The sequence below is a fragment of the Pandoraea norimbergensis genome (genome assembly GCF_001465545.3).
In the GTDB taxonomy this organism is placed as follows: Bacteria; Pseudomonadota; Gammaproteobacteria; order Burkholderiales; family Burkholderiaceae; genus Pandoraea; species Pandoraea norimbergensis.
Genome location: NZ_CP013480.3, coordinates 2,169,417 through 2,195,584, shown reverse-complemented (window position 1 = coordinate 2,195,584; position 26,168 = coordinate 2,169,417). Strand labels below are relative to the sequence as shown.

Sequence of the window (26,168 nt, the reverse complement as noted above, 5' to 3'; positions counted from 1 at the left end):
GCAACCCCATGCATCCGATCCGGATGGTACGCGGGCTGTTCGGCGGTCTGTTCTGGCGTACCTTCTTCCTGATTGCCCTGCTGATCGGCGTGAGTCTGGCCGCCTGGTATCAGAGCTTTCGCGTGATCGAGCGCGAACCGCGCGCCCAACGCGTGGCGCAGCAACTCGTGTCGATCGTCAAACTCACGCGCACCGCCCTGCTCTACTCCGAGCCCGATCTGCGCCGCGCGCTCTTGCAGGATCTCGAGAGCAACGAAGGCATTCGCGTCTACCCGCGCGAACCCGCCGACAAGATCGAGAAGCAGGCCGGCGGCGTGGTGACGGATCTGATCACGCGCGACGTACAGCGCCGGCTCGGCACCGACACGGTGATCGCCTCGTCGGTCAACGAAATCCCCGCGATGTGGATCAGCTTCAAGATCGATGAAGACGACTACTGGGTCGCCATCGAACAAGACCGCATCGACACCGCCACCGGTTTGCAGCTGTTCAGTTGGGGCACGTTCGCGCTGGCGCTCTCGCTGATCGGGGCGGCCTTCATCACGGCGCTGGTGAACCGGCCATTCGCGCGACTTGCACACGCGGCCCGCGCCATCGGCGGCGGCCACCGGCCCGACCCCTTGCCGGAGCGCGGCATGGGTGAGGCCGCCGAGGCGAACCGCAGTTTCAATCAGATGGTGCAGGAACTTGAGCGGCTGGAAGCCGACCGGGCACTGATGCTCGCGGGCATCTCGCACGATCTGCGCACGCCGTTGGCGCGTCTGCGGCTGGAAACCGAAATGAGCCCCTCGGAAGAATCGGTCAAGCGCGACATGATCAGCGACATCGAACAGATGGACGAGATCATCGGCCGCTTCCTCGATTACGCCCGGCCAGCCTCGCGCACTGTGCTGCAAACCATCGATCTCTCGGAGACCGTGCGCGAAACGGTGCATGCGTTCGAGGGGCGCGAAGATTTGAACATCACGGTCGAACTGGGCGAAGAGGCCTTCGTGCTCGCCGAGCGCACCGACCTGAAGCGTCTGCTCAACAACCTGATCGAGAATGCCCGCAAGTACGGACGCGATGCCGTGAGCGACATCGCCAACGTGCACATCACGACGCGTGTCCTTGGCGAGCGCGTCGAGATGCGAGTGCGCGATACCGGCCCGGGCATTCCCGAGGAGCAACTCGCGCTGGTCTTCCGTCCGTTCTACCGCGTCGACACCGCCCGCACCAAAGCCGACGGCACGGGGCTCGGCATGGCCATCGTGCAGCGCATCGCGTCGCGCTACAAAGGGCAGGCAACGCTGAGTAACGTGCGCCCCGGCTCCGGCCTTGAAATCATCGTGTCATTTCCGCTTGCTAAATAAGGCGTATCGTGCGGAAATTGGGCCTCGCGAATGGGGTCCCGAATCGCTTCATGAAAGCCCTCACCTCGGGCCACTCACAAAATCCTATCGACGGGATTTGATTTAACTATCCCCGCCATAAATACAAACTATTGCTGTCGATCATTCGATAGCGTATAATCCGTTAGTTGCCCGGGATCGCGTGAACCCGGGTAGTTGCAGGTTGCGATGTATTTGAAGACATCCAACGTTAACCGCATCAATTAAGGAGTAAATCGATGAAAACTGTCGGCGACAAACTCGAAGCGTTCTCGGTAGAAGCGGCAAAGCCTGGTTTTAACAACCACGAAGAAAACGGCGTGTCGGCTTTCGAAACCATCACCGAAGCCTCGTTCCCGGGCAAGTGGAAGATCATTTACTTCTACCCGAAGGACTTCACCTTCGTGTGCCCGACCGAAATCGTCGAATTCGGCAAGCTGAACGGCGACTTCGCCGATCGCGACGCTGTGCTGCTCGGCGGTTCGAGCGACAACGAATTCGTGAAGCTGGCATGGCGCCGTGAGCACAAGGACCTGAACAAGCTGAACCACTACTCGTTCGGCGATGTGACCGGTTCGCTGATCGACCAGCTCGGCGTGCGTGACAAGGAAGCTGGCGTGGCCCTGCGTGCAACGTTCATCGTTGACCCGCACAACGTCATCCAGCACGTTTCGGTGAACAACCTGAACGTTGGCCGTAACCCGGAAGAAGTGCTGCGTATTCTGGACGGTCTGCAAACGGACGAACTCTGCCCGTGCAACCGTGCGGTCGGTGGCAACACGCTGTAAGTTTTGCCTCGAAGCCCGCGCGAGCGGGCTTTTTCAGCCCAACGCAATAGGAGAAATTTATGGAATTCCTGAACGCGATTAAGGCGCAGATTCCCGATTACGCCAAGGACATCCGCCTGAACCTCGACGGTACGATCGCTCGTTCCTCGCTGGAAGGCACCGATGCCGTGGGCGTGGCCCTTGCCGCTGCGTTTGCCGCGAAGAGCCAGCCGCTGATCAAGGCCATTCGTGAATCGGGTGTGCTGCCCCCGGAAGAGCTGGAAGGCGCGTTGACCGCTGCCGCGCTCATGGGCATGAACAACACGTGGTACCCGTATCTCGAGATGGCGGACAACGCCGAGCTCAAGAACGAGAAGGCCCAACTGCGCATGAACGCCTACGCCACCCGGGGCGGCGTGGATCAGCGACGCTTCGAGATGTACGCGCTGGCCGCGTCCATCGTCGGCAAGTGCCACTTCTGCGTGAAGTCGCACTATCACCTGCTCGCCACCGAACAAGGCATGAGCACCGCGCAACTGCGTGACGTCGGCCGTATCGCCGCTGTCATCAATGCTGCCGCGCAAGTGATCGCTGCCGAAGCGGCATAAAGTCGGAGGTCATCGTCAGGCTTTCGTCTGACGACGCACCAAGCAAAACGGCGCTGCCGGGTTCAACCCCGCAGCGCCGTTTTCATTGGCAGCCGTTCGGGGGCATCACCCCCTCACATCTCAAGCCTTACGCGCCCATCAGCAACGCCGCCGCTTGTGCCTCGATGCCTTCCTGACGGCCGAGATAGCCGAGCTTCTCGTTGGTTTTGGCCTTCACGTTGACCTGACCGACGGTAATCCCCAGCGCGTCGGCAATCGACTGCGTCATCGCGGCGATATGCGGGGCCAGCTTCGGCGCCTGTGCAATCACCGTGCAGTCGATGTTGACGATCTCGTAACCCTGCGCACGCACGCGGCGCATTGCCTCTTGCAGCAAAACGACGCTGTTTGCCCCCTTGAACGTCGGGTCCGTGTCCGGGAAGTGACGGCCGATGTCGCCGAGCGCCGCCGCGCCGAGCACGGCATCGGTGATCGCGTGCAGCAGCACGTCGGCGTCCGAGTGGCCGAGCAGGCCGCGATCGAACGGAATGGTCACGCCGCCCATCACCAGCGGACGGCCGGGGACGAGCGCATGCACGTCATAACCCTGACCGATGCGAAGTTTGGACAAGGCGGCGAGCGAAATGGAAGAAACAGCTTGTTCAGTCATGAAGGGATCGTCAAATGCAGGAGACCCAGCTTACGCCGGGCGAGCCGCGCCGAGAAAAGCCTCGGCCAGCGCGAAATCTTCGGGATACGTGACCTTGAAGTTGCGCAGACTGCCACGCACGAGCTTGGGGGCATGCCCCATGCGCTCGATGGCGCTGGCCTCATCGGTCACTTCGGCACCGGCGGCAAGTGCGTCTTCGAGCGCCTGACGCAGCATGCCGAGACGGAACATCTGCGGCGTTTGTGCCTGCCAAAGGCCGTCGCGCGATTCGGTTGCGGCCACGGCCGCCAGTCCACCGGCAGCCGCCGGTGCGTCTTCACGCTTGAGCGTATCGGCCACGGGCAGCGCCAGAATGCCGCCGACGGGGTCGTCGCGCAGGGCTTCGACCAACGTGCGGATCAGCGCCGGGGTGATGCCCGGGCGTGCCGCGTCGTGCACGAGCACCCAGTCGCTGTCCTGCGCGCCGAATTCGGTCAGCGCCTGAAGACCGCCAAGCACCGACGCGTGACGCGACGCCCCGCCGCAGCGGCGCACGGCAAAACGCAGAGGGCCAAAGCGGCGGCCATCGAAGTGATTGTCGTCCGGCGCCAGCACCAGCACGGTCTGGGCGAACTCGGAACAGGCGTCAAACGCGGCGAGCGCATAGTGAAGCATGGCGCGTCCGCCCACGCTCCGGTACTGCTTGGGCACGTCGGCCCCGGCGCGCACACCGGCCCCGGCGCACGGGATGACAGCAAAAAGTCGGTCGCTCACGATAAAACGCAGGTAAGGGTAAAGCGGGGATTTTATAATAGACGCTGATCTTCACGGGGCCCCATCTTCATGGAGCCCCGTGCTTTGCCATTTCTGCAACGCTTTTCTATGTCATCCGCTAACGCCATATCCCGTAATACCGTGCCTGTGCCGCTCGTGAAAGCGGGACAGCGTTACGCCTTCGCCGGTGCCCACGCGTCGTCTGACGCCCTGCTCATCGCCCGCTACTTCGAAGCCAATCGGGAGCGCATGCCGCTGCTCGCGGTTGTCTGCGCGCAGGCGACCGACGCGCTGCGGCTCCAGCAAGAACTCAAGTGGTACGCGCCCGAGGCGCGCGTGCGCCTGCTGCCCGACTGGGAAACGTTGCCTTACGACACGTTCTCGCCGCACCAGGACCTGATCTCGGAACGGCTGGCCACCTTGCACGATCTCGGCGAAAAACGCTGCGACATTGTGCTCGTGCCCGCCACCACCGCGCTCTACCGCATGGCGCCGGCCAGCTTCATGGCGGCCTACACGTTCTACTTCCGGCAAGGCGAACGGCTTGACGAAGCGAAGCTGAAGTCGCAGTTCACGCTCGCCGGTTACGAGCACGTGTCGCAGGTGATGCGTCCCGGCGAGTACTGCGTGCGCGGCGGTCTGATCGATCTGTTCCCGATGGGCTCGCCACTGCCCTATCGTCTCGATCTGTTCGACGACACGGTCGACAGCATCCGCGCTTTCGATCCGGACACGCAGCGCAGCCTCTATCCGGTCAAGGAAGTGCGCCTGCTCCCGGGCCGAGAATTCCCATTCGACGAACCCGCCCGCACCGCGTTTCGCGGTCGCTGGCGCGAGGTGTTCGAAGGCGACCCGAGCCGCAGCACGATCTACAAAGACATGGGCAGCGGCGTGCCCTCCGCGGGCATCGAGTACTACCTGCCGCTGTTCTTCGAAGAGACGGCCACGCTCTTCCACTATCTGCCGCCCGACGCCCAGTTGGTGTTCGTCGGCGATCTGGAAGGTGCGATCCAGCGCTTCTGGAACGACACGCGTCAGCGCTACAACTTTCTCTCGCACGACCGCGAGCGCCCGGTGCTGCCGCCCGAGCAACTGTTTCTGCTCGATCAGGACTTCTTCACGTTCGCCAAGCCGTTCGCCCGCCTGACGCTGGCGAAGCCCGGCGACGGCAGTTGGGCGATCCCGCTGCCGACGATCTCGGTCAACCGTCGCGCCGACGATCCACTGGCCGCGCTACGCGCGTATCTCGCCCGCACGCCCGCGCGTGTGCTGCTCTGCGCCGACTCCGCGGGCCGTCGCGAGACGCTGCTGCAACTGCTGCACGACAACGATCTGCGCCCGGTCTCGGTCGAATCGCTGGAAGATTTTCTGACCTCGGATGCGCGCTTCGCGATTGGCGTCGCACCGCTGGCCTCGGGCTTTCTGCTGCCGACGGAAGACCTCGCGTTCATCACCGAGAACGAGCTTTACGAAGGCCTGGCACGCCGTGTCGGCAAACGCCGTCAGGAACAGGCGACGTCGGTCGACTCGATGGTGCGCGACCTCGCCGAGCTCAAGGTCGGCGACCCGGTGGTGCATAGCCAGCACGGCATCGGCCGCTATCAGGGGCTGATCAGCATGGACCTCGGCGAAGGTGAAACCGAGTTCCTGCATCTCGACTACTCCGGCCAGAGCAAACTCTACGTACCGGTCTCGCAACTGCACCTGATCTCGCGCTACAGCGGCGCCGACCCCGACACCGCGCCGCTGCACTCGCTGGGCTCGGGTCAATGGGAGAAGGCCAGACGCAAGGCCGCCCAGCAGATTCGCGACACGGCGGCCGAGCTGCTCAATCTGTACGCGCGTCGCGCCGCACGCTCGGGCTATGCGTTCGAACTTTCGCCGCGCGACTACGAAAAATTTGCCGACAGCTTCGGCTTCGAAGAGACCCCCGATCAAGCCGCCGCCATCAACGCCGTCATGGCCGACATGACCAGCGGCAAGCCGATGGACCGGCTGGTGTGCGGCGACGTCGGCTTCGGCAAGACCGAAGTGGCGTTGCGTGCCGCGTTCATCGCCGTGCTCGACGGCAAGCAGGTTGCCCTGCTCGCCCCCACGACGCTGCTCGCCGAACAGCATGCCCAGACCTTCTCCGACCGCTTCGCCGACTGGCCGGTGCGCATTGCCGAACTCTCGCGTTTCAAGACCACCAAGGAAGTGAATACGAGCGTGAAGGCCATCAACGACGGGCAGGTCGACATCGTGATCGGCACGCACAAGCTGCTCTCGAACGACATTCAGTTCCAGCGTCTGGGGCTGGTCATCATCGACGAGGAACACCGCTTCGGTGTCCGTCAGAAGGAAGCGCTCAAGGCACTGCGCGCCGAAGTCGACGTGCTCACACTCACCGCAACGCCGATTCCGCGCACGCTGGGCATGGCGCTCGAAGGCCTGCGCGACTTCTCGGTGATCGCTACCGCCCCGCAAAAACGTCTGGCCATCAAGACCTTCGTACGCCGTGAAGAAGACGGCGTGATTCGCGAAGCCATGCTGCGCGAACTCAAGCGCGGCGGTCAGGTGTACTTCCTGCACAACGAAGTCGAGACTATCGAGAACCGCAAGCTGGAACTGGAGGCACTGGTGCCCGAAGCGCGCATCGTCGTCGCCCACGGGCAGATGCACGAGCGCGATCTCGAGCGCGTGATGCGCGACTTCGTGACCCAGCGCGCCAACGTGCTGCTGTGCACGACGATTATCGAAACCGGCATCGACGTGCCGACCGCCAACACCATCCTGATGCACCGCGCCGACAAGTTCGGTCTTGCGCAGTTGCACCAGTTGCGTGGCCGCGTCGGCCGCTCGCACCATCAGGCCTACGCTTACCTGCTGGTGCACGATCCGAAATCGCTCACCAAGCAGGCCCAGCGCCGTCTGGAAGCGATTCAGCAAATGGAAGAACTCGGCGCCGGCTTCTATCTGGCCATGCACGATCTGGAAATTCGCGGCGCGGGCGAAGTGCTCGGCGACAAGCAGTCGGGAGAAATCCACGAGATCGGCTTCCAGCTTTACACCGACATGCTCGCCGACGCCGTAAGCGCACTCAAGGCTGGCCGCGAGCCGGACCTGAACGCGCCGCTGGCAGTCACCACCGAGATCAACCTGCACGTGCCGGCCATCTTGCCGAGCGACTACTGTGGCGACGTGCAGGAGCGTCTGTCGCTGTACAAGCGCTTGGCCAACGGCACGAACGCAGACGCGATCGACACGATTCAGGAAGAACTGGTCGACCGCTTCGGCAAGCTGCCGCAGCAGGCGCAGGCGCTGATCGAGACGCACCGCATGCGCCTGCTCGCCAAGCCGCTGGGCATCACCAAGATCGATGCGAGCGAAGAAGCCATCGCCCTGCAATTCGAACCCACGCCCGCCGTGGACCCGATGCGCATCATCGAACTGGTGCAGAAGCATCGCCACATCAAGCTGGCCGGTCAGGACAAACTGCGCATCGAAGCGAAGCACCCGCAACTGACCGATCGCGTGCGTGCGATCAAGGAAACCTTGCGCGCCATCAGTTCCCCCGGCGCACGCGCGGCCTGACATGAGCACCACACCCTGCGGCAATTCATCGGAAAACCAAGGGCAAACCCGCATGCGCGTGCGTGGCGTGCATGGTTTACCCGCGCAAATAACGATGAATTCCCGCAATGCAAGAATGGTTGTGCAAGCAATCTTTTACCTCTAAATTATTTTTGAGTACCATTTCCCGGTACGTATGACTGGAAGATTCCCGGAGATTCGAATGACAAGCGCTTCCCCCCTGAGCTCTGCGACGCAAGCCGCCAACGACGCCCAACCCGCATCGCTCGACTGGATCAAGAAGCTGGTCAGCATCGACACGACGAGTCGCGAATCGAACCTCGGCCTGATCGAGACGGTGCGCGACAGCCTGAAGGACGCCGGCGTCGAACCGTGGCTGTCGTATGACGCCACCAAACGAAAGGCCAATCTGTTCGTTACGCTGCCCGCGGCCGACGGCAACACGCAAGGCGGCATCGTCCTGTCGGGCCACACCGATGTGGTGCCGGTCGACGGCCAGCCGTGGGACACCGACCCGTTCAAGCCTGAAGTTCGCGATGGCAATCTTTATGGCCGTGGCACCTGCGACATGAAGGGCTTCATCGGCTCGGTCATGACCGTGCTGCCCCAGATGCGCGACGCCAAGCTCAAGACGCCGTTCCACTTCGCGTTCTCTTACGACGAAGAAATCGGCTGCGTGGGCGCACCAGTGATGCTGGCCGAACTGCGCGAGCGCGGCATTCGCCCGGACGGTTGCATCGTCGGCGAGCCGACCAGCATGCGCGTGATCGTGGCGCACAAGGGCATCAACGCCTATCAGTGCTGCGTGCGCGGCCATGCCGCGCACTCGTCGCTCACGCCGAAGGGCTCGAACGCCATCGAATACGCCGCGCGCCTGATCTGCTACATCCGCGATCTGGCCGACCACTTCAAGCAAGTCGGCCCGTTCGACGAACTGTTCGACGTGCCGTTCACCACGGCACAAACGGGCACGATCTCGGGCGGCATCGCGCTGAACACGATCCCGGCGCTGTGCGAATTCGTTTTCGAATACCGCAACCTGCCGGGCGTTGACGCCGAAGGCATCTTCGCGCGCATTCAGCAATATGCGATCGAAGAGCTGGTGCCGAAAATGCAGAAGGAACACCCGAACGCCGGTATCGAGTTCAAGAAGATCGCCGCTGCCCCGGCGCTCGACGCTTCGGAGCAGGACGCCATCACGCAACTCGTGCGCGCCCTCACCAAAGACACCGACAAGCGCAAGGTGGCCTACGGCACCGAAGCCGGTCAGTTCCAACTGGCAGGCGTGCCGTCGATCGTGTGTGGCCCGGGCAATATCGAACAGGCGCACAAGCCGAACGAATTCGTTTCGCTCGAACAGATCGCCCAGTGCGAGTCGTTCCTGCAAAAGCTGATTCGCAGCAACACCGTCGGCGCCTGAGCCCCTGCCTGAGCCACTTTAGGCAACCGCACCGACTGACGTAACACCGGGCCGCATTCCGCTTCTGGATGCGGCCCGTTGCCATGGCGCTTCACCGCTGAAGCGCGTTGCAGTACCTGATCGCAGTACCAGACGCCCGTCGAAAGCATCGCAACGCCAAGACTTTCGCAAGAGCGCACAGGACGTCCAAACGAGCAAGATAACAAGCACTCAACGCATACATAACGCACGACAGGATCTGGAGATCTCGCACATGAGCGCAGCAGCCCCCGACGCGACGGCCCCGGCCGCCCGTACTTCCCCGCACGCCTGGCGTGTGATCGTCTCGGCCTCGATCGGCAACGCCCTCGAATGGTTCGACCTCGTGGTGTACGGCTTCTTTGCCGTGACCATTGCCAAGCTGTTCTTCCCGACAGGCAACGACACGGTGTCGCTGCTGATCGCGCTGGGCACGTTCGGCGTGTCGTTCTTCATGCGACCGCTCGGTGCCATCGTGATCGGCGTGTATGCCGACCGCGCAGGCCGCAAGGCTGCCCTCACGCTCTCGATCCTGTTGATGATGGTGGGCACGCTGCTCATCGCCATCATGCCGACGTATTCGTCGATCGGCATTCTCGCGCCGATCGGCATCGTGCTCGCCCGCATGATTCAGGGCTTCTCCGCCGGTGGCGAATTCGGCAGTGCTACGGCATTTCTGGCTGAGCACGCGCCGCAACGCCGTGGTTTCTTCTCGAGCTGGCAGGTCGCGAGCCAAGGTCTCACCACGTTGCTCGCCGCCGGTTTCGGCGCCTTGCTCACGGGCAACCTGACGCCCGAAGCCATGGCCTCGTGGGGCTGGCGCGTGCCGTTCTTCTTCGGCCTGCTGATCGGTCCGGTCGCGTACTACATTCGCCGCCGTCTGGACGAGACGCCCGAGTTCCTCGACGCAGAGCCGACGCAAAGCCCGCTGCGCGACACCTTCACGAGCCAGAAGGAACGCCTGCTGCTGGCCATCGGTGTCGTGGTCATGGCGACCGTTGCCACGTATCTCGTGCTTTACATGCCGACGTATGCCGTCAAGCAACTGGGCATTCCGTCATCGGCCGCCTTCTCCGCCGTGCTGCTGACGGGCGTGGTGCAGTTGATCGTCGCGCCGATCGTCGGCCACTGGTCGGACACGCACGGGCGCACCAAGCCGATGCTCGTGGCCGCCGTGGCGCTGCTGGTACTGGTCTACCCGATGTTCCGCTTTCTGGATGCCAACCCGACGTTCGGTTCGCTCATGGTGTTCCAGATCGTGCTGGGCCTGCTGATGACGACCTACTTCGGCGCCCTGCCCGCTCTGCTCACCGAGTTGTTCCCGGTGCAGGTGCGCACTACGGGCCTGTCGCTGGGCTATAACATCGCGGCTACCGTGTTCGGCGGCTTCGCACCGTTTATCATCACGTGGCTCATCGGCGCTACCGGCAACAAGCTCGCGCCGAGCTTCTATCTGATTTTTGCGGCCCTGATCAGCATTACCGCCCTGCTGCGCGTGCGTAGCATAGGTCTGCGCTAACGCTATCCACCGCGCCTATTCTGGAGACAATGTCCAAGTGACTCACCCGAACGCCACCCCGGACCTGCACGCTGAAACCATCGACGGCCAGCCCGCGCCCACCAAAGAAGCCATTGCCGCGCTGCACGAGCAACTCGGGCCGTACGTGCGCAATACGCCGGTCTTCACGCGTCGCGATTTCCCCACGCTGGGCGACACGCAACTGACCTTCAAGTACGAACTGCTGCAAGCCTCGGGCACGTTCAAGGCACGGGGTGCGTTCTCCAATCTGCTCGCACTCAGCGATGCGCAGCGCCAAGCCGGTGTGACCTGCGTTTCTGCGGGCAACCACGCCGTGGCGGTGGCTTACGCTGCGCAGGCGATGGGCGTGAGCGCGAAGACGGTGATGCTCAAGACCGCCAGCCCCGCACGTTCGTCGCTGTGCCGTGAGTACGGCGCCGACCTCGTGCTGGCGGAGAACGTGCATGAGGCGTTCGAGACGGTCAAACGCGTGGAGCAGGAGGAAGGCCGTTTCTTCGTGCACCCGTTCAACGGCTATCGCACGGTACTGGGCACGGCAACGCTCGGCTATGAATGGGCACAACAAGCCCCCGATCTCGACGCCGTCATCGTGCCGATTGGCGGTGGCGGTCTGATCGCGGGTGTCGCGACTGCATTCAAGCTGTTCGCGCCGCACGTGAAGGTCTACGGCGTGGAACCGGCGGGTGCCGATGCCATGGCGCAGAGCTTTGCGGCGAACGGTCCGGTCAAGATGGGCCCGATGACGGGCATTGCCGACAGCCTCATGGCACCGCACACCGAGTTGTACAGCTACACGCTGTGCCGCCGTCATATCGACGAACTGGTGACGGTGACCGACGATCAGATGCGCGCCGGTATGCTGACGTTGTTCCGTCAATTGAAGCTGGCCGTGGAACCGGCTTGCGCGGCAGCCACCGCCGCCCTGATGGGGCCGCTGCGCGAGAAGCTTGCCGGCAAGCGAGTGGGCGTGCTGTTGTGCGGCACGAACACTGACCCTGCCACGTTCCAGCGTCATATCGACGCCGCACTGGCGGCAGAAGCCAACGCCTGACCGACGATGACCGCCACCTCGCCCTCGCCTGCCGTTTTGCTGCTCGACGCCGCGCAAGTCGCGGCGCTGATGCCTGTCGCCGACGCGATTCCCGTCATGTCGGAGATGTTCGCCGCACTGGCGCGTGAGCAAATTTATTTGCCCCTGCGTCAAATCATCCGGCCGCCGGAAGCGCTCGGTGCGAAAGGCATGCTGGGGATGATGCCGGCGTTTATTGCGGGAAGCGCGGGAAATGAAGCGAGCGAGGACAACCCGCCGGTCTACGGGGCGAAGGTCGGCACGTTCTTCCCCGGCAACAGCATGCTGGGGAAAGACCCGCATCAGGGCTGTGTCGTGCTGATGAGCGGTGAGACAGGCGAGTTGCTTGCGGTCATGAATGCCGCCGAAATCACCGGCATTCGCACCGCCGCCGTCACCGGGCTGGCGACCCGCCTGCTCGCGCGCCACGACGCGACGCGTCTCGCGCTGATCGGCGCAGGCCATCAAGCGCATTGGCACCTTGCCGCCTTAGCTGCCGCGCGACCGTTGCAACACGTTCGCGTGGCCAGCCGCTCGCGCGCCAGTGCACAAGCGTTTGTCGACAAGGAACAACCGAACTACGGGTTCACACTGGAGGCCGCCGACAGCGTCGAAGCCGCCGTGTGCGATGCCGATATCGTCGTGACCGTGACCAACACCACCGAGCCGGTGCTGCACTCCGCTTGGCTGGCACCGGGCACGCACGTCAATCTGGTCGGCAGCAGCACGCCGCGCCATCGCGAAGCCGATACCGAGTTGATGGCGCGCGCCCGACTGTTTGTCGACCGCCGCGAGTCGACGGTCAACGAGTCGGGTGACTATCTCGCCGCTGCCGCTGAAGGCCGCATCGGTCCGGAGGATCTGCTGGCCGAACTCGGTGAACTGGTTATCGGCCGACACCTCGGCCGGACCAGCGCGGAGGACGTCACGCTGTTCAAATCGCTCGGCATGGGCGCGCAAGACGTGGCACTGGCCGCCGCACTCTATCGGCGTGCGCAGACCCCGTCGGGCGAAAGCGTTGGGGTACGCGCCGCCATCTGAGTGCCGCAGGGCTGTCCGAATCCGTCCGCTTCCCGTCCGCACACGGTCTGTCGCCCGCGCGTGAACCTCCGTAATATGGGGCCATCGTCACCCCACTCCACGGAGTTCGTCATGTCGCAAGCTCAATCGTCACAAGCATTCCGCACTGCCCTGCTCGTCATCGATGCGCAGGAATCGTTCCGCCAGCGCCCGTACTGGCGCGAAGACGATCTGGCCACGTACTTCTCGCGCCAGCAGGCGCTGGTCGATGGCGCGGTCGCCCGTGGCGTGCCGGTCGTGCAAGTCTTCCACATCGACTCGGGCGTGTTCGCGCGCGCCTCAGGCTTCGTGCGTACGCTCGAAGAGCTTCGCATCGAGCCGGTCTTTACGGTAGATAAGGTCAAGCACAGCGCACTGGCCGGCTCCACGCTCGGCCCGTGGCTGGTGGAACATGGCATCACGCGCCTGATCGTGTCGGGCATCCGCACCGAACAGTGCTGCGAGACGACCACGCGTGCCGCCTCCGACGCCGGTTATCAAGTCGATTTCGTCACCGAAGCGACGCTCACGTTCCCGATGAAACACCCGCGCACCGGCCGCGAACTCTCGGTTGCCGACCTGAAAGAACGTACCGAAACCGTGCTGGTCGACCGCTTCGCGCGCATCGTCACGGTTGAGGAAGCGCTCGCGGCGGTGTAACGTCGGGATCTGTCCGAATTTGTCCTTCGTCTGGGCGCTCGCGTGATGCCACGAATCCAACCTGTCTACCTGCTGGTCATGCCTGACGCGCTGCTGCTGGACATCGCAGCACCGGCAGAAGCCTTGCGCATGGCCAATATGCAGCAGGACACGGTTCGGTTCGTGTTGCATTACGTTGGCACCCGGGCGTCGGTGGACACGTCGATCGGGTTGCGGCTCTCGCCATTGACCGTGTTGCCCGACGGTGTACCCGACGATGCATGGATTGTCGTGACGGGCACGGTGGAAAAACCGCTGCCGATCGCGGCGATATATGACGACGCTGCGCCAACGACGGCGTCAACCGACTCAGGTGATGAAGCCGAATCGCTGGCCGTCGCGTGGCTGCGGCGTACGGTGCGTCCCACGCATCGGCTGGCGTGCATCTGTACCGGCGCGCTGCTCGCCGCACGGGCGGGGTTGCTCGACGGGCGTATGTGCACCACGCATCACGGCAGTTGCGATGCGCTGCGAGCGCTCGCGCCGGGTGCACGCGTGGCCGACAACCGGCTCTATGTGCAGGATGGCAACGTCTGGAGCAGCGCGGGTGTCACCACCGGTCTCGATCTGATGCTCACGCTCATTGCCGAAGTCACCAGCCCGCTGTGCGCCGCCGCGATTGCCCGCCAGATGGTTGTGTATTCACGCCGCGCAGGCGCCGATCCGCAGCTCTCGCCGTGGCTCGAAGGCCGCAATCATCTGCACCCGGCGTTGCACCGCATGCAGGACGCCATCGCGGCCGATCCCGCGCGCGACTGGACACTCGCGGCGATGGCAGAAATCGCCAGCACCAGCGAACGACAGGTCACACGACTCTTTCGCGAACACTCCGGCACCGCCCCGATCGACTACCTGCACCGGTTGCGCATTGCGCTGGTAAGGGAAATGCTCGGCAATAGCCAGCTCGATCTTGAGCGCATCGCCGAGCGAGCGGGCTTCGCCTCGGCGCGCCACATGCGCCGCGTCTGGCACAAGTTCGAAGCGGTACCGCCAAGCCACGCGCGCCGCCCCGTGAACCACTGATCACCGAGGACGCCAGCCCGACTCACCTGAAGCTCTCCCTCGGGTGCCACCCCGGCGGCGGAAAGTTCGGCCATGGCGGCGTGTGCAGCAGCAGCGCATTCTCGTGGTAGTCAAACGGCAACACGCCCCGCGTATCGGAAAACGTCGGCGCCGCGTTCAAGGCACCTTCAATCGTGAGGTAATCCACGTACTTGATATGGCGCTTGCCCGCACGCGCGGCATACGCCGCTTGCCACTGCGCTTCGCTCACGACATAGCCGAAATAGGGAGGATGAGGGGTTTCGGGCAATGCGCGACTCGCGAAAATGTCGACCACGAGCCGGCAAGGCGTCTCGCTTCGACGGAGAGGTTTTTCAGCATCGCCCACCAGCGCAAGCAACCAATCGGGTTTGAACTGGTTGGCGTGCAACCACGAGAGCACGACACGGTACTGAATGTTCGTCACGTTGAACCGTCGCATCTCTGAATGAATCGCTTCCAGCAGCACGACATCGGCGCCATTCGAATACCCCTGGATCGCGGTAAGCACGGACGGCAGCGCCACGATCTCCCGCTCCAGCAGCGCGCCATCCACGGCGCCATTGCCCGCGGGCAAGCAACGGGGCTCGGCATGAATACCCGGCGTGAGTCCTTCCGCACACAAGGAGACGCTCGAACCGTCGTTCAATTTCACGCCGTCGTGACTAAACGTAATCAACGTGTTGTTTTTCAACAGATTGATTTCCTCCAGACGGGTGGGAACGCCGCCATTTTCGAAGATTCTCGGCCACCCCGCCACGACACCCTGCCCGAGGCTGAACATCTCGTACCACACATGCACGTCGTAGTGGTCCTCCAGCGGGCTGGTCAAAAAAAGGCGATAGCCCGACGGGACGGCGGCAAGCGACCGCTCGTCCGTGATCTGAATCAGCCCGCGCCGGAAGCTCCCGGACGTGTACCCGTCGACACGAATCGGCATCGCGTCTCCGATGGTGTCAATCACCGCCGAAAACCTGTCTGCCCCCTCCAGATAAAAACTCGCGTTGAGCAGCGCCCTGCCGAACGTGCTGCTGTTCAGCCCCCATTCGACGAGCCCCGCCATCTCGCCACGGGCAATGCCTGTGGTGTAAGGCGTCAATTGGGCGTCGATAAGGTTGATCGCGTGCAACATCGCATCATCGGGTGTCTCGTCGGCCAACGGGTACTTACCATTGGCGGCGGCCGCTTCGCGCGCCGTGAGCCCAATGGAATGCGCCAGCGAGAGGTCAGGCCCCGTCCATCGGGTGTGCGCGGACTCTGCACTGGTGTCCTCGCGGGGTGACGCAAACGGATTGTCGGATGCTCTCGGTCTCAGGAGCGCGCGCACCGCACGTGTCAGCTTTTGCGCGTCGTCCATCGATAAAACACTGGCGGCATAGCCCACCAGAAATAGCATGTCGTGCGCGCGATGGTCCTGCTTGCAGGCATCGACGTCGCTGGCCCGGCAGTGCAGATCCCAGAAAATTCGATTGTGCAGGTCGCTCACCATATCGTCATGCCCGCCAAGACGGTTCATGAACGCAACGGCAGCCAGAGGATCAGGACTGGCATCGGTGGGCACGCCGGGAAGCTCGCCATCTTCGTTCAACGAGTTCTTGTACATCCAGAGCCCGTGCTCGCTAAGATGCGGCCTGATGAATGCCTGCAAGGCTTGCTGCCCCTTGATCGTCAGGTTGCCCTTCCATCCGAGCACGTCGCCTGTAATCAACGACACCAGCAGGTAGTTGCGAGTCCCGTCCAATACTTCTGCATCGCTCAGTTTCTCCTCCCCACTCAACGCCACCACGCCATACAGGGTCGCGTCATGCAAGCGTGCCGTACGAAGCGGCTCATCCCCCTGAAGACGTCGTAGTGCCAGTGCCCGGCTCTGCGTATCAAGAAACGGCAGGTGCCAAAGCAGCACGCCTGTCTCGACGCGTGCGAGCACATCGGACAATGCCTCCTTGAATCCGGCTTTATTCCAGCGCCTGAAAATCACGTTCCGGAATTCAAGCACCTTATACGGCGCGATCCGGTCCGTCGTGCGCAACGGCACGCTGGACCGATTGCCTCGCCACTGGTCCACGATGTCGCGCCACGGCACGTAGGCTTCAGGCACGGTCACATTGGCGGGCGGCTGCAGAATAGTCACCGGTGCAGGCGACGTCGCATTCGTGTCCACGGGTGCTGGCGGTGCCATGGGGCGTCTAAGGTCTGCCCCGAATATCGGTACCGCCGGCACCCGCTCCCGAATCGTTTCGTCGATGAACATCGAGAGCATATTGCCGGCGATCTCTACGCTGTCGTTCTGATGAAACGTCAGGACGCCGGCATGCGTACTGCCGAAATCGACGACGGAAAAATCGGTCGGCAACGCCACGATGGCGGGATCGGTGCTGCTGCCCACCACCCGGCCGCCGCCGCAGGTCATCCCCGCGAAGAACATGGTGCCGAGTTCGTCCGCCAATGCGAGGGCGTAACCCTCGGGCAGTCGCAACAGTTCATCGCGCGTCGTGACCGGCGCGCGCCGCAGCCCCAGGAAACGAGCGACGTTACGGTTGCTGATGCCCCCCGTCCGACGCTCACCGGTGTCGCGTCTCTCGGTATACGCCGCTCGCACATGGGCGATGACATCCCACGGCCGTGGGGGATCCTCACTCGGTGTTGCGTTGTCCGGCACATGCATGTCTGCAATCCCGACGAGGCTCTGCACCATGGCACGCCGTTCGGCGATGAAGTGAGGCGGCACGACGTCGACAATGGCATGGCTCCTGCGCAGCAAACTGCCCGATGCCGCCAGCGTGTATCCAAACGCCGCCCTGAAGATCCGCCACTCCGGTGCGCCGACGGGCAAGAGGTGCACGAACATCATCAGCGTGCCCAATTTCATGTCGTGCTGCGCTTTGCGCAAACCCTCCAGATCCACATCCGCGGCTCCGGTCGAAATCAGCATCAGGTTGGCGAAGCTCGTCGTCACCCCAGCACCAAACGCGGCTGGGGACACCCAAAACGACAAGGGGAACGCGCCGAAGAGCAATGGGAAGAAAACGCCTGAACCTTGCAGCATGGCGTGCTGTATGGCGGTACGGTCACGGCGCTCGCGCCAGGATTTAGTGACAACGCGCATGTCCATGTTTTCGCGGACCGTGCGGACTTCCGCCTGCCACAACTCGTCCCTGATCGATTGGCTCGAATGAAACTCGAAGTCGGGCACATACATCTCTCGACGGGTCGCGGAATCGGCAAACCACAGTCCGACCGGGCCACCTGCCCTTGGCCCCCACCCGTGCATCGACGACGGGCTGAAATCCCGGCCAATTCGGAACTGGATATCACTGATGTGTATCGGGCTGTCCAGCTTGGCGAGATCGCGCGCCGACAGGTGACTGGCCATGAACTCCCGGAAGGGTAAGCCTCGCTCCACCGTTCGATCCCACCAGAACCAAGTGCCGCTCTTGAGCGACAGCAGCAAGGCGCTTTCACCGCTGTTGTGCCGCGCCGCCAGCAGGCCGGGCATCACTTTTTTGTGGAACGTCAACAACCGCAAGCTGTTCCCTCGCTCCCCTTCGGCCGCCGCTTGCTTCACGATGTCGGTTGCCCATTTGGGGGTGTTGTTGGACGACCGCGCCTCCAAGATCGTAGTAAACGCCCGGGAGTTGACGTAGTGCCCGAATGCCGAGATCGCGTCGGTGGCCTGTTCCAACTGCGACAGATGTGCGATGTCCTCGTCGTATAGGGCTTGCCGGAAGGCATCGTTGTCGACCTCGCTCAGAAAACGGATGACGTCCGGGTTGCCGTCGCTCGCCGTCACCGACCTGACCTCCTTGATCGCGCCGAGCTTCAGCGATTCTTTCTGGTAGTGGGACCCAAGTGCAATGTCGCGCAGCGATATCTGCTCGCGCTCCGGGTAGGTCATGAACGGCACGCCATGCGCATTGCCCATCACGAGAAACGGCACCGACCGGTAAGTCACCGTCGCTCGCTGCTCCAACAGCGCCGTGAGGTTCGACGGCACAGTGCCACGCTGCTCGAGCACCTCGCGGATCAGCGATTCGGTATAAGCGCTAACGCCTCGGGCATACGTTTCTGCCGCGTGATCCCACGTCATCCAGGCATCCAGTGTCAGCAGCTGACTCAGGTCCAGTGCCTCACGCAGCGTTTGTCGTGGCGGCCTGGCGCTCTCGGGTAATGCCGTAGGCGCATGATCGGGGGCGGACACGTGGCTAGCTTCATGTCCCACCCACGCCTTCGCGCAATCGTAGGCATATCGGGCCACCGCGAGCACGCCCATAACGCCGAAGGCTACGCCCCCCGTCTGCACCGTGCGAGCGTTCATCCCGACACGCAGCGCCCGGCCCAATGTCCATGAGGCAATCAACGTCCCTGCCCCCAGCAAGGGGGCGCCTGCATCGATCGCGGCTTCGGCAGCGTGATCGGCAGGCGCTGGCAACGCGAACACGCCCCCTGCCGTGGCAGGCGTCAAGTCGTTGCGTGCGGCGTGCCGGACTGGCTTGATCACGCTCAACGGCCACGGTTTAGCATGCGCTGTGCCGGGTACCGCAAACGGCACCTGATCTGTCGGTGCCTTGGAGGGAATGGCGTGGCCGAGGCGTGCCGGGGCCGATGGTGCTGGCGCAGGTGCAGGCGGCGTCGCTACGGCACGCCGCCACGTCTGCCGGTCCCACTCGTACAACGTGTCGTCCCATGCTTCGATGCGTCGACTTTGGCGTGCGGCTTCCTGAGTGCCGCGCCAAGGGTCGAGCACGCCGCATTGACTCGCCAGTTCTAGCAGCGTTTCAAGCACTGCCTTACCGCACGCAAGATCGGGTTCTCGCCGTGCGTTCTCGCGCGCCGCCCGTTCCAAGTCCCGAATGCGGAACCGGGTGATCACGTCGGCCACCGTCTGACCGGAGCGCCGCGCGTCCAGCCGACGGCGAATCGCGCCAGTCAGGTGAAAGAAGTCGATTCGGGCGTCCGCCCCCTCCAGCTTCGTCATCAAGGTTTCGATTTCCGACGGCCCCATCATCGGCAATGCCAGGGCCAGCGCCGCCGCGAATTTGGGCCGCTCCGCCCCGTCGGTACCGGTGCAGGTAACGTTGTCCATCAACTCGTGCCAGAGCATGGCGGCGGCATTTGGTGCGTCACAGACGAGTGCCGGTATCGACTCGATCATCGGTCTGACAGACTCATCGCTGACGTCATCCACGCTGCCTCGCGACACAGCGGCCATCAACGCGTGACACAGACCACCGTAAGACTTCCCTTCGCCGGGCCATTCGACGCCGCCCTCCCGCCAGACGCCGAAGCGTGCACCGTCGCGGCAGATCCGTATGGGCGAGTCGAGTGCAATCACGGCACCATCGCGCGGGGCGGCGATATCCAGACGCTCCCTTTGCGCCCCCGACGCGTCGAGGATTTCCAACACGCCCGAAACACCAAACCGGCCGCACTCCGCCAGCAACCGAGGACCTAATATCGCCCCGAGCGCCCCCCAATGCTCGGGTTGTGCCAGCAGTCGGAATACGACCTGTGCCCGCCATTCCATACCGTGCACGGGCGAAAACGCCATGTGATTTGCCTGCGCGGCCCAGCGCTGACGCAGACGCGAAGCCGCATCGGCTGGCACCTCCGTCGCCTGCATTTGCCAGAGCGCGGGGGCTCCCGTTTCAATACGTGTAGGGTTCATTGTTGGCGCTGATGCCAGCCCGGTTGTAAAGGATTCGTCCATCTGGGGGCGTGCAGAAGAAACGCCCTCGACTGACGTTCGTCAGGTTGCACGCCGGGACTGGCGCAGTAGGTCGCGGCTGCCGCGACGGCTGCGGCCATATCGTCGAAGTCGATGTACTTGATGCAACGATCGCCGGCGTACTTCAGGTATTCGCGCTGCCACGCGGCTTCGCTGACGACATACCCCACGCTCGACACGCCGAATTGGCTACCTAGCACGTAGATCGCAAACAAATCCACAACCACCCGGCAAGATGCCGGACTGCGTTGCAGGCGCCGCCCCGCCACCCCGGTCAATGCGATGTTGGTGTGAGGTTTGCGTTGCAAAGGGTCAGACCAGGACAGGACAAGCCGGTACCGAATGTCCGTGGCGAAGTGATGTTCCATCACCGCTCGGACATCGGGCAGCAATGAGGTCAGATTCGGTTTGACCCCGTGACGCAAGGCATCGCTCACCGACGTGAGCCGGGTCAGATTGCCCAGCAGTTCACTCCCATCCACCTCCCCTTCACGCTCGCGGGGGAACCTTGGGTCGGCGTACAAGCCCGGCGTGTTCTTCTCAGCCCATACACCGACGGCCCGGCCACTCGCCAGTTGAAAGCTGCCATTGACGAAAGACATCAGCTCGTTTGGCGTTGTCAGATCGACACGGTCATATACCGGAGGCGGCACATCAAGGAACGCACTGCGGCGCCACGCCGCCATTGCCCCCGCGCCGAGGCTCACCATATCGGACAGGATGTCCGGTCCGCGCCGGAGAACGGACGGATCGGCAAGAAACACCCGGTATCCGGCTGGAATGGCCATCAGCGCGTCGAGATCGGTGATGTTGACAAGTTCGCCCTTCCTGTCGGCAACCGACAGCACATCATCGAGCAGAACATTCGCCACAGCAGCAAATCTCCCGCTACAAAACGGGCGGCTTGCGGCCAGCAACGCGTTGCCGAAGGTCGCGTTCCCCGCACCTGAACCGACAAGCTGGGCCACATCGCGATGTGCCACATGCGAGACGTAATGCGGCAGTCGTGTCTGCATGAAGCGCACCGCCAGCTGGCTTGCCAGATCGGGGGTTGCCGTACCATTGACCGGCCCGAAAATGTCGGCAGCGAAATCCCGGATCGACACTCCGAGGAAGTGCGCAAACGGCAAGTCGGGATTGACCTGCGGCTCGACGCCATCGGGGGCGTCCCGGTAACGCTGCGGCAATCGAATACGCCGTTCACTGCCGGGGCCGACGATTCGCTGCACCGCGCTCACTAGTGCGTCCCGGCGGTATTGCGGCAACACATTCGCCGCGTAGGCCACGAGATAGAGCATGTCGTCGTCTTTCTCGATGCGTGCGCATCGCGCCCGGGCATGCGTGCGTGCGCGGCATGGCACGTCTGAGAGCAGCCAATCGCGCATGGCGTGCGCGAGCGTCGTGTGCGCGTCCTGGCTGGCGACAAGACTGACGTGGATCTTGCTCTCGCCCACATGCAACCCGCCGCTCTCGGCCAGGACTTCTGAATACTCGGCAACGTCGCGCTCGCTCAGGTGCCGCGCAATGAAGTTCTGCAACGCGCCCCGCCCTCTGACCCTGGCGCTGCCCGTCCATGTCAGCACCTCGCCTGTGCGTAGCGAAAACATCAGATGGAACTCACCGCGACGCAGCCCTACGACCCCTTCCAACGCGGCAGTATGGGGCGGGTGAGTGCCCGGTGGATCGACCTCCGCAAGGTGAGCCAGGCACAGGGGCTCACCTTGCAACCGCATCAGAATCAACGCCTTAAAGTTCGGTGCCACCCGCGGCAGGTGCCAGAGCATCAAACCACTTTCCACACGGGCCATCACGTCCGCCAAGGCTTCGGTGAACTCGGGCATGTACCATGAATCCCGAATGGCCTTTACCGTCGGCAGCAAGTCTGCCTCCGCCATCGTGGCATGCGCCCGATAGTCGATGACCGTCAACGCCTTAGCACCGACCGGCAGTCGTTGCCGGCTCGCATCGTCGCAATTCGCTCGCCATCGGCTCACGATGTCGGCCCAACGGCGGGACGTCTCGTACGACACCGCACCGCGTTGCCAGTCTTGCGAGAACTCATTGGACCAACGCGTCAGAACAATTGACCGGTTTTGCGTTACGGGGTCGTCCGGTGGCGGCACCGATGCACGAGGCGTCGACTGCGTCGTCTCCGATCTCGCCGTCATCGGCCGGCAAGACCGCCCTCCCAGAGGCGGCATCGCTTCCAACGCGGGCAACGCCAGTGGCGGCAGGCGTTGCCGAAGTGTTTCCTCAATAAGAACGTCGACGGGCACGCCCCGGAATTCCACGCACCCGCCATCGAGAAACGTCATTGCATCGGCAGTACCAAAATCGAAGCGCCTGAATATCGGACGAACGGCGGTATTGCCCGCGTCGGTGCACTTGCCGAAAACCACGCCACCGCCATACGTCACACCGGTAAAGGACATCGATCCCGTCGTATTCGCGATGGCGAACAGGTAGCCCTTCGGCAAACGCAGGAGCTGGTCCTGCGTCTCTACCCTGAGGGGGAACCCTCCCAGCACTGCCTGCGCTTCTCCGCTTGCGGCACGGCCGGAGATCGTCATCGTCCTGTAAATGGCAGTCTCGCCCCCCGATCGCAACCGGACCATCGTGTCCCACGGCCGCTCTTGCTTCAATTGCGTTGTCTCTCCGTGGGCCGCCACATGCACCGCCAGCGCCCTGGCGCGTTCCACCCATTCGAGTTCGGTGGACTCGACAATGAGCGATGTTCTGATGACCTCATCCGCCTGCCGGGTGAGTTCCCGGGACGCCGTACCGACGTAGGTGAATACGGCCCGGCACACCCGCTCCACCGGCGTGCCGATCGGCAACCCGTGGATGAACATCATCACAGCACCGAATTTGAAGTCATGGTGCGCGCGGCGCAAACGCGCCAGATCGCCATGAGACGCACTTTTCACGATCATCACGAGATTGACCGCGCCCGCCGCTGCCCCCCCGGCAAGAACCGTCGGCACGACCCACGGGGCAAGCGGAAATGCGCCGAACAACAAGGGAAACAGGGTGCCTGTCGTCCCTTGCAGCATCGCGCGTGCCAGCTCCGTCCGGTCGCGGTGATCACGCCACTCGTGCGTCACGATCGTGACGTCCATGTTCTCGCGCAACGATCTAATTTCTGCGTCCCACAGGGCGTACTCCAGCGTCTGATTACCCCGGAAATCGAAATCGCGGCCGAAGAGCGCCCCTATCGTTTCGTACCAGGTGCGCGGCGTCCGCGGCAACGATTCCGCCGGGTCGACGTCCACCGGCCCGTACGGCTCTGCGAATTGAAACTGAAGGGCGTTTATTCGAAAGGGACGATCGATCAGCGTCTGTTCCCGTAGTGTCAGATGCCGCTTCATGAACGTCTGGAATGGCTCGTGCGCGGCGGTCTCGCGTTGCCACCATAGCCACTCGCCGTGCCGCACCGACAGCAGCAGGGCCGCATTGCCGTCGGACTTACGCAAGGCGAGCATGCCGGCTACGACATTGCCCTGAAACGTCACCAGTCGGGGTTGAGGCGCGCCCGCTCGCCGTTGAAACGCACTCTCGCCGAGTGAAGCGGCCCACGCCGGGATGCCTTCGGCAGACAGCGCCCGCCACAGCAGCCCATAGATGCGTGTTCCGATATAGAGCGAGAACGCGGAGAGCGCCTGAGGCGACCGGCTCAACACCTCCAGCCGCAAGACATCGGCATCGTGAAGTTCCTGCCGGAACGCGTCGGTGTTGACCTTCTCGAGAAACCTGCGGACATTCGGCGTGTCGTCCGCCGGGCGCACGGAGACGACATGCCGGACGCCACCGAGCTTCATGAATTCATCCAGATAGTGCCGGCCAACGGCAATCTCCTGGAGCGTGAAATTCTGCTGGCGGGTCAGACTGGCGGCCGCGCCGCCTGTGGCGTAGCCCAAGGAGAGAAACGACACCTCCCGGAATGTGACGGAAATATTGGCATTCGCCGGAAACAGCGCGGCGGCGTCACGGGTCAGGTTGAGGCGATGCGCGAGAACACTGGTCACCAGGGTGTCCATGTATGTCGCCGCCGTTTGACGAATCGCGCTGTCGCTGTTGTTCACCGCCAGCCATTCGGTCAACGTGAGTATCTGCTCCAGGTCGAAGCGATTGCGCAGATCGTACGACGACAGCGTGATCTGGCCGGCCGCTTGCGCTTCGCTGACGGGCAGCGCTTCGATATCGGGCGCATTGCCGAGCCACGTCCTGCACCATTCGTAGACGTAACGCAGGACCACAAGCGTCGCCGTCACACTCAATCCGATGCCGGCGACATGCACGGTACGGGATTGCACGCCGGCCCTTACCGCGGCGCCCACGCCCCACGAGGCAATCGCCACGCCGCTATCGAGCAGCGGATCGCTGGGGTCGGCCGACATTTTCCGGGCATCGCCTCGGCTCACCATCTCGATCACATCATCCATCTCGGCCATGACGCCCGGCAGCAGGCCATGCCCTTCGCCGTTGCGTGCGTTACCGGCACTGACCAGGTTCACGTGGCGCGCTTCAGCGTGTGGCCACATGCGCGCAGCCCGCCCAGGCGAATCGGGCCGGGGATCGGGTGCCGATACTCGGCTCTGATTTGCCGGCGGGACGACGGATGCCGACACGATGCCGGCCTCGTCGGGACATTTGACGGGGGCGCGCGGCAAGGCGGTAGCGGGCGTGACCGAGTGGCTCAGACCGAACGCTTGCCGATCCCACGCGTCGAGTTGCGCATTCCATGTCGCGACGCGTTTGCCATAAGGTTCTGTGGAGATTTCCAATGCGCGTCCCCAAGGAGACAGTACGCCGCTCGCATGCGCCAGCGCCAGCAGTGCGCTCAATATCTGCTCACTGCGAAAATGCTCGGGGGGCGTCGTGCGCCGCCTATTCTCGTGGGCTGCGCGTTCGAAATCGCGCAAGGACAGTCTGGCGATCACGTCAGCCGGCGTCTGCTCCGGACGACGCGTGTCGAGTCGGCGGCGGATCGCGCCGGTCAGATGGAAGAAATCGAGTCGTGGGTCGGCACCGTCAATCTGCGACATCAACGCGTCGATATCCGCCCGGGCCAACGAAGGCAATGCCAGCACCAGCGCCGCGACGAATTTGCGTCGCTCGTCCGGATCGGCACCGGTACGGCTCAATTGACCGATCGCCTCGCCGAGCACGGCGGCCTGCAATGTCCCAGCGGCGACTGCGCCCAGTATCGGCGATCCCGCATGAGCCACCGTGTATGCGGCCACGCCCCCGGCCGCCCACAACACGCCACGCCGGCACATCGCCCACACAGGCATCAGGCCATGATGGGGGCGCTCGTCGGCAAGACCGCTGCCCATAAGTTCGTCCCATAACGCGGCGGCCGTGTCCGGCGCGTCGCAAACGATCGCCGGCAGCGACTCGATCATCGGCAGGACGTCATCGTCACTGACGTTGGCGACGCGGCCGCCGTTAGCCGACGCAATCAGCGCGTGGCACAGCCCCCCGTAGGGCCGCCCTTCGCCGGCCCAGTCGACGGTCCCGCCTCGCCACACGCCAAAGTTTGCACCGTCGCGGCAAAGCGGCCACTGCATCTCGCTGGCATGGCGCACGCCATCGCATGGCGCGGGAATGTTCAGATGCTCGAGACTGACACCCGAGGTGTCGACAATTTCCAGCACACCGGAAACGGGAAGCCGGTGGTCACCCGCCAACAGGCGCGGCGCAAGCATCGCCCCGAGTACCCCCCAGCAAGTGGGTTTTGCCAGCAGGCAGTACGCGACCTGAGCACGCCACTCCAGGTGATGCACGGAGAGGGGGCACAGTCGCTGGGTCTTCGCCTGCCAGCATTGCCGCAGGCGAGACGCCGCGTGCGCAGATACCTCGTCGCCATGCAATTGC

Annotated in this window: 14 protein-coding genes; 10 read left to right on the top strand and 4 right to left on the bottom strand. The window is 63.5% G+C overall.

Translation table 11 applies throughout. The annotated features are described in order from the left end of the window. Positions 1 to 8: 8 nt before the first annotated feature. From AT302_RS09775 to AT302_RS09765, 3 genes are all read left to right on the top strand, one after another. A complete protein-coding gene (locus tag AT302_RS09775) occupies positions 9 to 1,352 on the top strand; it encodes an ATP-binding protein (RefSeq protein WP_058378277.1) in 1,344 nt (447 codons plus the stop codon). 257 nt (positions 1,353 to 1,609) lie between these two features. Further along, entirely contained in the window at positions 1,610 to 2,158 is a 549-nt protein-coding gene (locus AT302_RS09770; protein WP_058378276.1) for a peroxiredoxin, read from the top strand. Positions 2,159 to 2,217: 59 nt separating this feature from the next. Continuing rightward, a complete protein-coding gene (locus tag AT302_RS09765; protein ID WP_058378275.1) occupies positions 2,218 to 2,745 on the top strand; it encodes a carboxymuconolactone decarboxylase family protein in 528 nt (175 codons plus the stop codon). 127 nt (positions 2,746 to 2,872) lie between these two features. Here AT302_RS09765 and ispF read toward each other — a convergent pair whose 3' ends face one another. Together ispF and ispD are read right to left on the bottom strand one after the other, a co-directional pair. Next, positions 2,873 to 3,394, bottom strand: coding sequence for a 2-C-methyl-D-erythritol 2,4-cyclodiphosphate synthase (gene ispF, locus AT302_RS09760; RefSeq protein ID WP_058378274.1), 522 nt, complete (start codon positions 3,392 to 3,394; stop codon positions 2,873 to 2,875). A 30-nt stretch (positions 3,395 to 3,424) separates the two neighbouring features. After that, positions 3,425 to 4,147, bottom strand: coding sequence for a 2-C-methyl-D-erythritol 4-phosphate cytidylyltransferase (ispD, locus tag AT302_RS09755; RefSeq protein WP_058378273.1), 723 nt, complete (start codon positions 4,145 to 4,147; stop codon positions 3,425 to 3,427). 108 nt (positions 4,148 to 4,255) lie between these two features. Here ispD and mfd point away from each other — a divergent pair, with 108 nt between their 5' ends. From mfd to AT302_RS09720, 7 genes are all read left to right on the top strand, one after another. Further along, the gene (mfd, locus tag AT302_RS09750; protein ID WP_058378272.1) at positions 4,256 to 7,720 is read left to right on the top strand and encodes a transcription-repair coupling factor; all 3,465 of its coding nucleotides are present in this window, start codon (positions 4,256 to 4,258) and stop codon (positions 7,718 to 7,720) included. A gap of 202 nt (positions 7,721 to 7,922) precedes the next feature. Continuing rightward, a complete protein-coding gene (argE, locus tag AT302_RS09745) occupies positions 7,923 to 9,140 on the top strand; it encodes an acetylornithine deacetylase (protein ID WP_058378271.1) in 1,218 nt (405 codons plus the stop codon). Positions 9,141 to 9,393: 253 nt separating this feature from the next. Further along, positions 9,394 to 10,677, top strand: coding sequence for an MFS transporter (locus tag AT302_RS09740; protein WP_058378270.1), 1,284 nt, complete (start codon positions 9,394 to 9,396; stop codon positions 10,675 to 10,677). A gap of 37 nt (positions 10,678 to 10,714) precedes the next feature. After that, positions 10,715 to 11,749 (top strand): threonine/serine dehydratase, encoded by a 1,035-nt coding sequence (locus AT302_RS09735; RefSeq protein ID WP_237172107.1) that lies wholly within the window; start codon positions 10,715 to 10,717, stop codon positions 11,747 to 11,749. A 6-nt stretch (positions 11,750 to 11,755) separates the two neighbouring features. Next, positions 11,756 to 12,808, top strand: a complete 1,053-nt coding sequence (locus tag AT302_RS09730; RefSeq protein WP_058378269.1) for an ornithine cyclodeaminase family protein — start codon at positions 11,756 to 11,758, stop codon at positions 12,806 to 12,808. A gap of 111 nt (positions 12,809 to 12,919) precedes the next feature. Further along, positions 12,920 to 13,486 carry a cysteine hydrolase family protein gene (locus AT302_RS09725; RefSeq protein WP_058378268.1) on the top strand — a complete coding sequence of 189 codons (567 nt, stop codon included), beginning with the start codon at positions 12,920 to 12,922 and terminating at the stop codon, positions 13,484 to 13,486. A 45-nt stretch (positions 13,487 to 13,531) separates the two neighbouring features. Beyond that, the gene (locus tag AT302_RS09720; protein ID WP_058378267.1) at positions 13,532 to 14,548 is read left to right on the top strand and encodes a GlxA family transcriptional regulator; all 1,017 of its coding nucleotides are present in this window, start codon (positions 13,532 to 13,534) and stop codon (positions 14,546 to 14,548) included. Between the two features lie 22 nt (positions 14,549 to 14,570). Here the strand turns inward: AT302_RS09720 and AT302_RS09715 are convergent, their stop codons facing one another. Both AT302_RS09715 and AT302_RS09710 read right to left on the bottom strand, forming a co-directional pair. Continuing rightward, entirely contained in the window at positions 14,571 to 20,273 is a 5,703-nt protein-coding gene (locus tag AT302_RS09715) for a hypothetical protein (protein ID WP_157125749.1), read from the bottom strand. Then, complete coding sequence (locus AT302_RS09710) at positions 20,228 to 25,471, bottom strand: hypothetical protein (protein ID WP_157125748.1); 5,244 nt, start codon at positions 25,469 to 25,471, stop codon at positions 20,228 to 20,230. Before AT302_RS09710 ends, AT302_RS09715 begins: the two co-directional genes overlap by 46 nt. Between the last annotated feature and the right edge of the window lie 697 nt (positions 25,472 to 26,168).

Excerpts from the sequence above, each read along its gene's own strand:
- mfd (WP_058378272.1), top strand. The coding sequence starts at position 4,256 with ATGTCATCCGCTAACGCCATATCCCGTAATACCGTGCCTGTGCCGCTC.
- AT302_RS09740 (WP_058378270.1), top strand. The coding sequence starts at position 9,394 with ATGAGCGCAGCAGCCCCCGACGCGACGGCCCCGGCCGCCCGTACTTCC.
- AT302_RS09765 (WP_058378275.1), top strand. The coding sequence starts at position 2,218 with ATGGAATTCCTGAACGCGATTAAGGCGCAGATTCCCGATTACGCCAAG.
- AT302_RS09770 (WP_058378276.1), top strand. The coding sequence starts at position 1,610 with ATGAAAACTGTCGGCGACAAACTCGAAGCGTTCTCGGTAGAAGCGGCA.
- AT302_RS09775 (WP_058378277.1), top strand. The coding sequence starts at position 9 with ATGCATCCGATCCGGATGGTACGCGGGCTGTTCGGCGGTCTGTTCTGG.
- AT302_RS09720 (WP_058378267.1), top strand. The coding sequence starts at position 13,532 with ATGCCACGAATCCAACCTGTCTACCTGCTGGTCATGCCTGACGCGCTG.
- AT302_RS09715 (WP_157125749.1), bottom strand. The coding sequence starts at position 20,273 with ATGGACGAATCCTTTACAACCGGGCTGGCATCAGCGCCAACAATGAAC.
- AT302_RS09730 (WP_058378269.1), top strand. The coding sequence starts at position 11,756 with ATGACCGCCACCTCGCCCTCGCCTGCCGTTTTGCTGCTCGACGCCGCG.
- AT302_RS09725 (WP_058378268.1), top strand. The coding sequence starts at position 12,920 with ATGTCGCAAGCTCAATCGTCACAAGCATTCCGCACTGCCCTGCTCGTC.
- ispF (WP_058378274.1), bottom strand. The coding sequence starts at position 3,394 with ATGACTGAACAAGCTGTTTCTTCCATTTCGCTCGCCGCCTTGTCCAAA.
- argE (WP_058378271.1), top strand. The coding sequence starts at position 7,923 with ATGACAAGCGCTTCCCCCCTGAGCTCTGCGACGCAAGCCGCCAACGAC.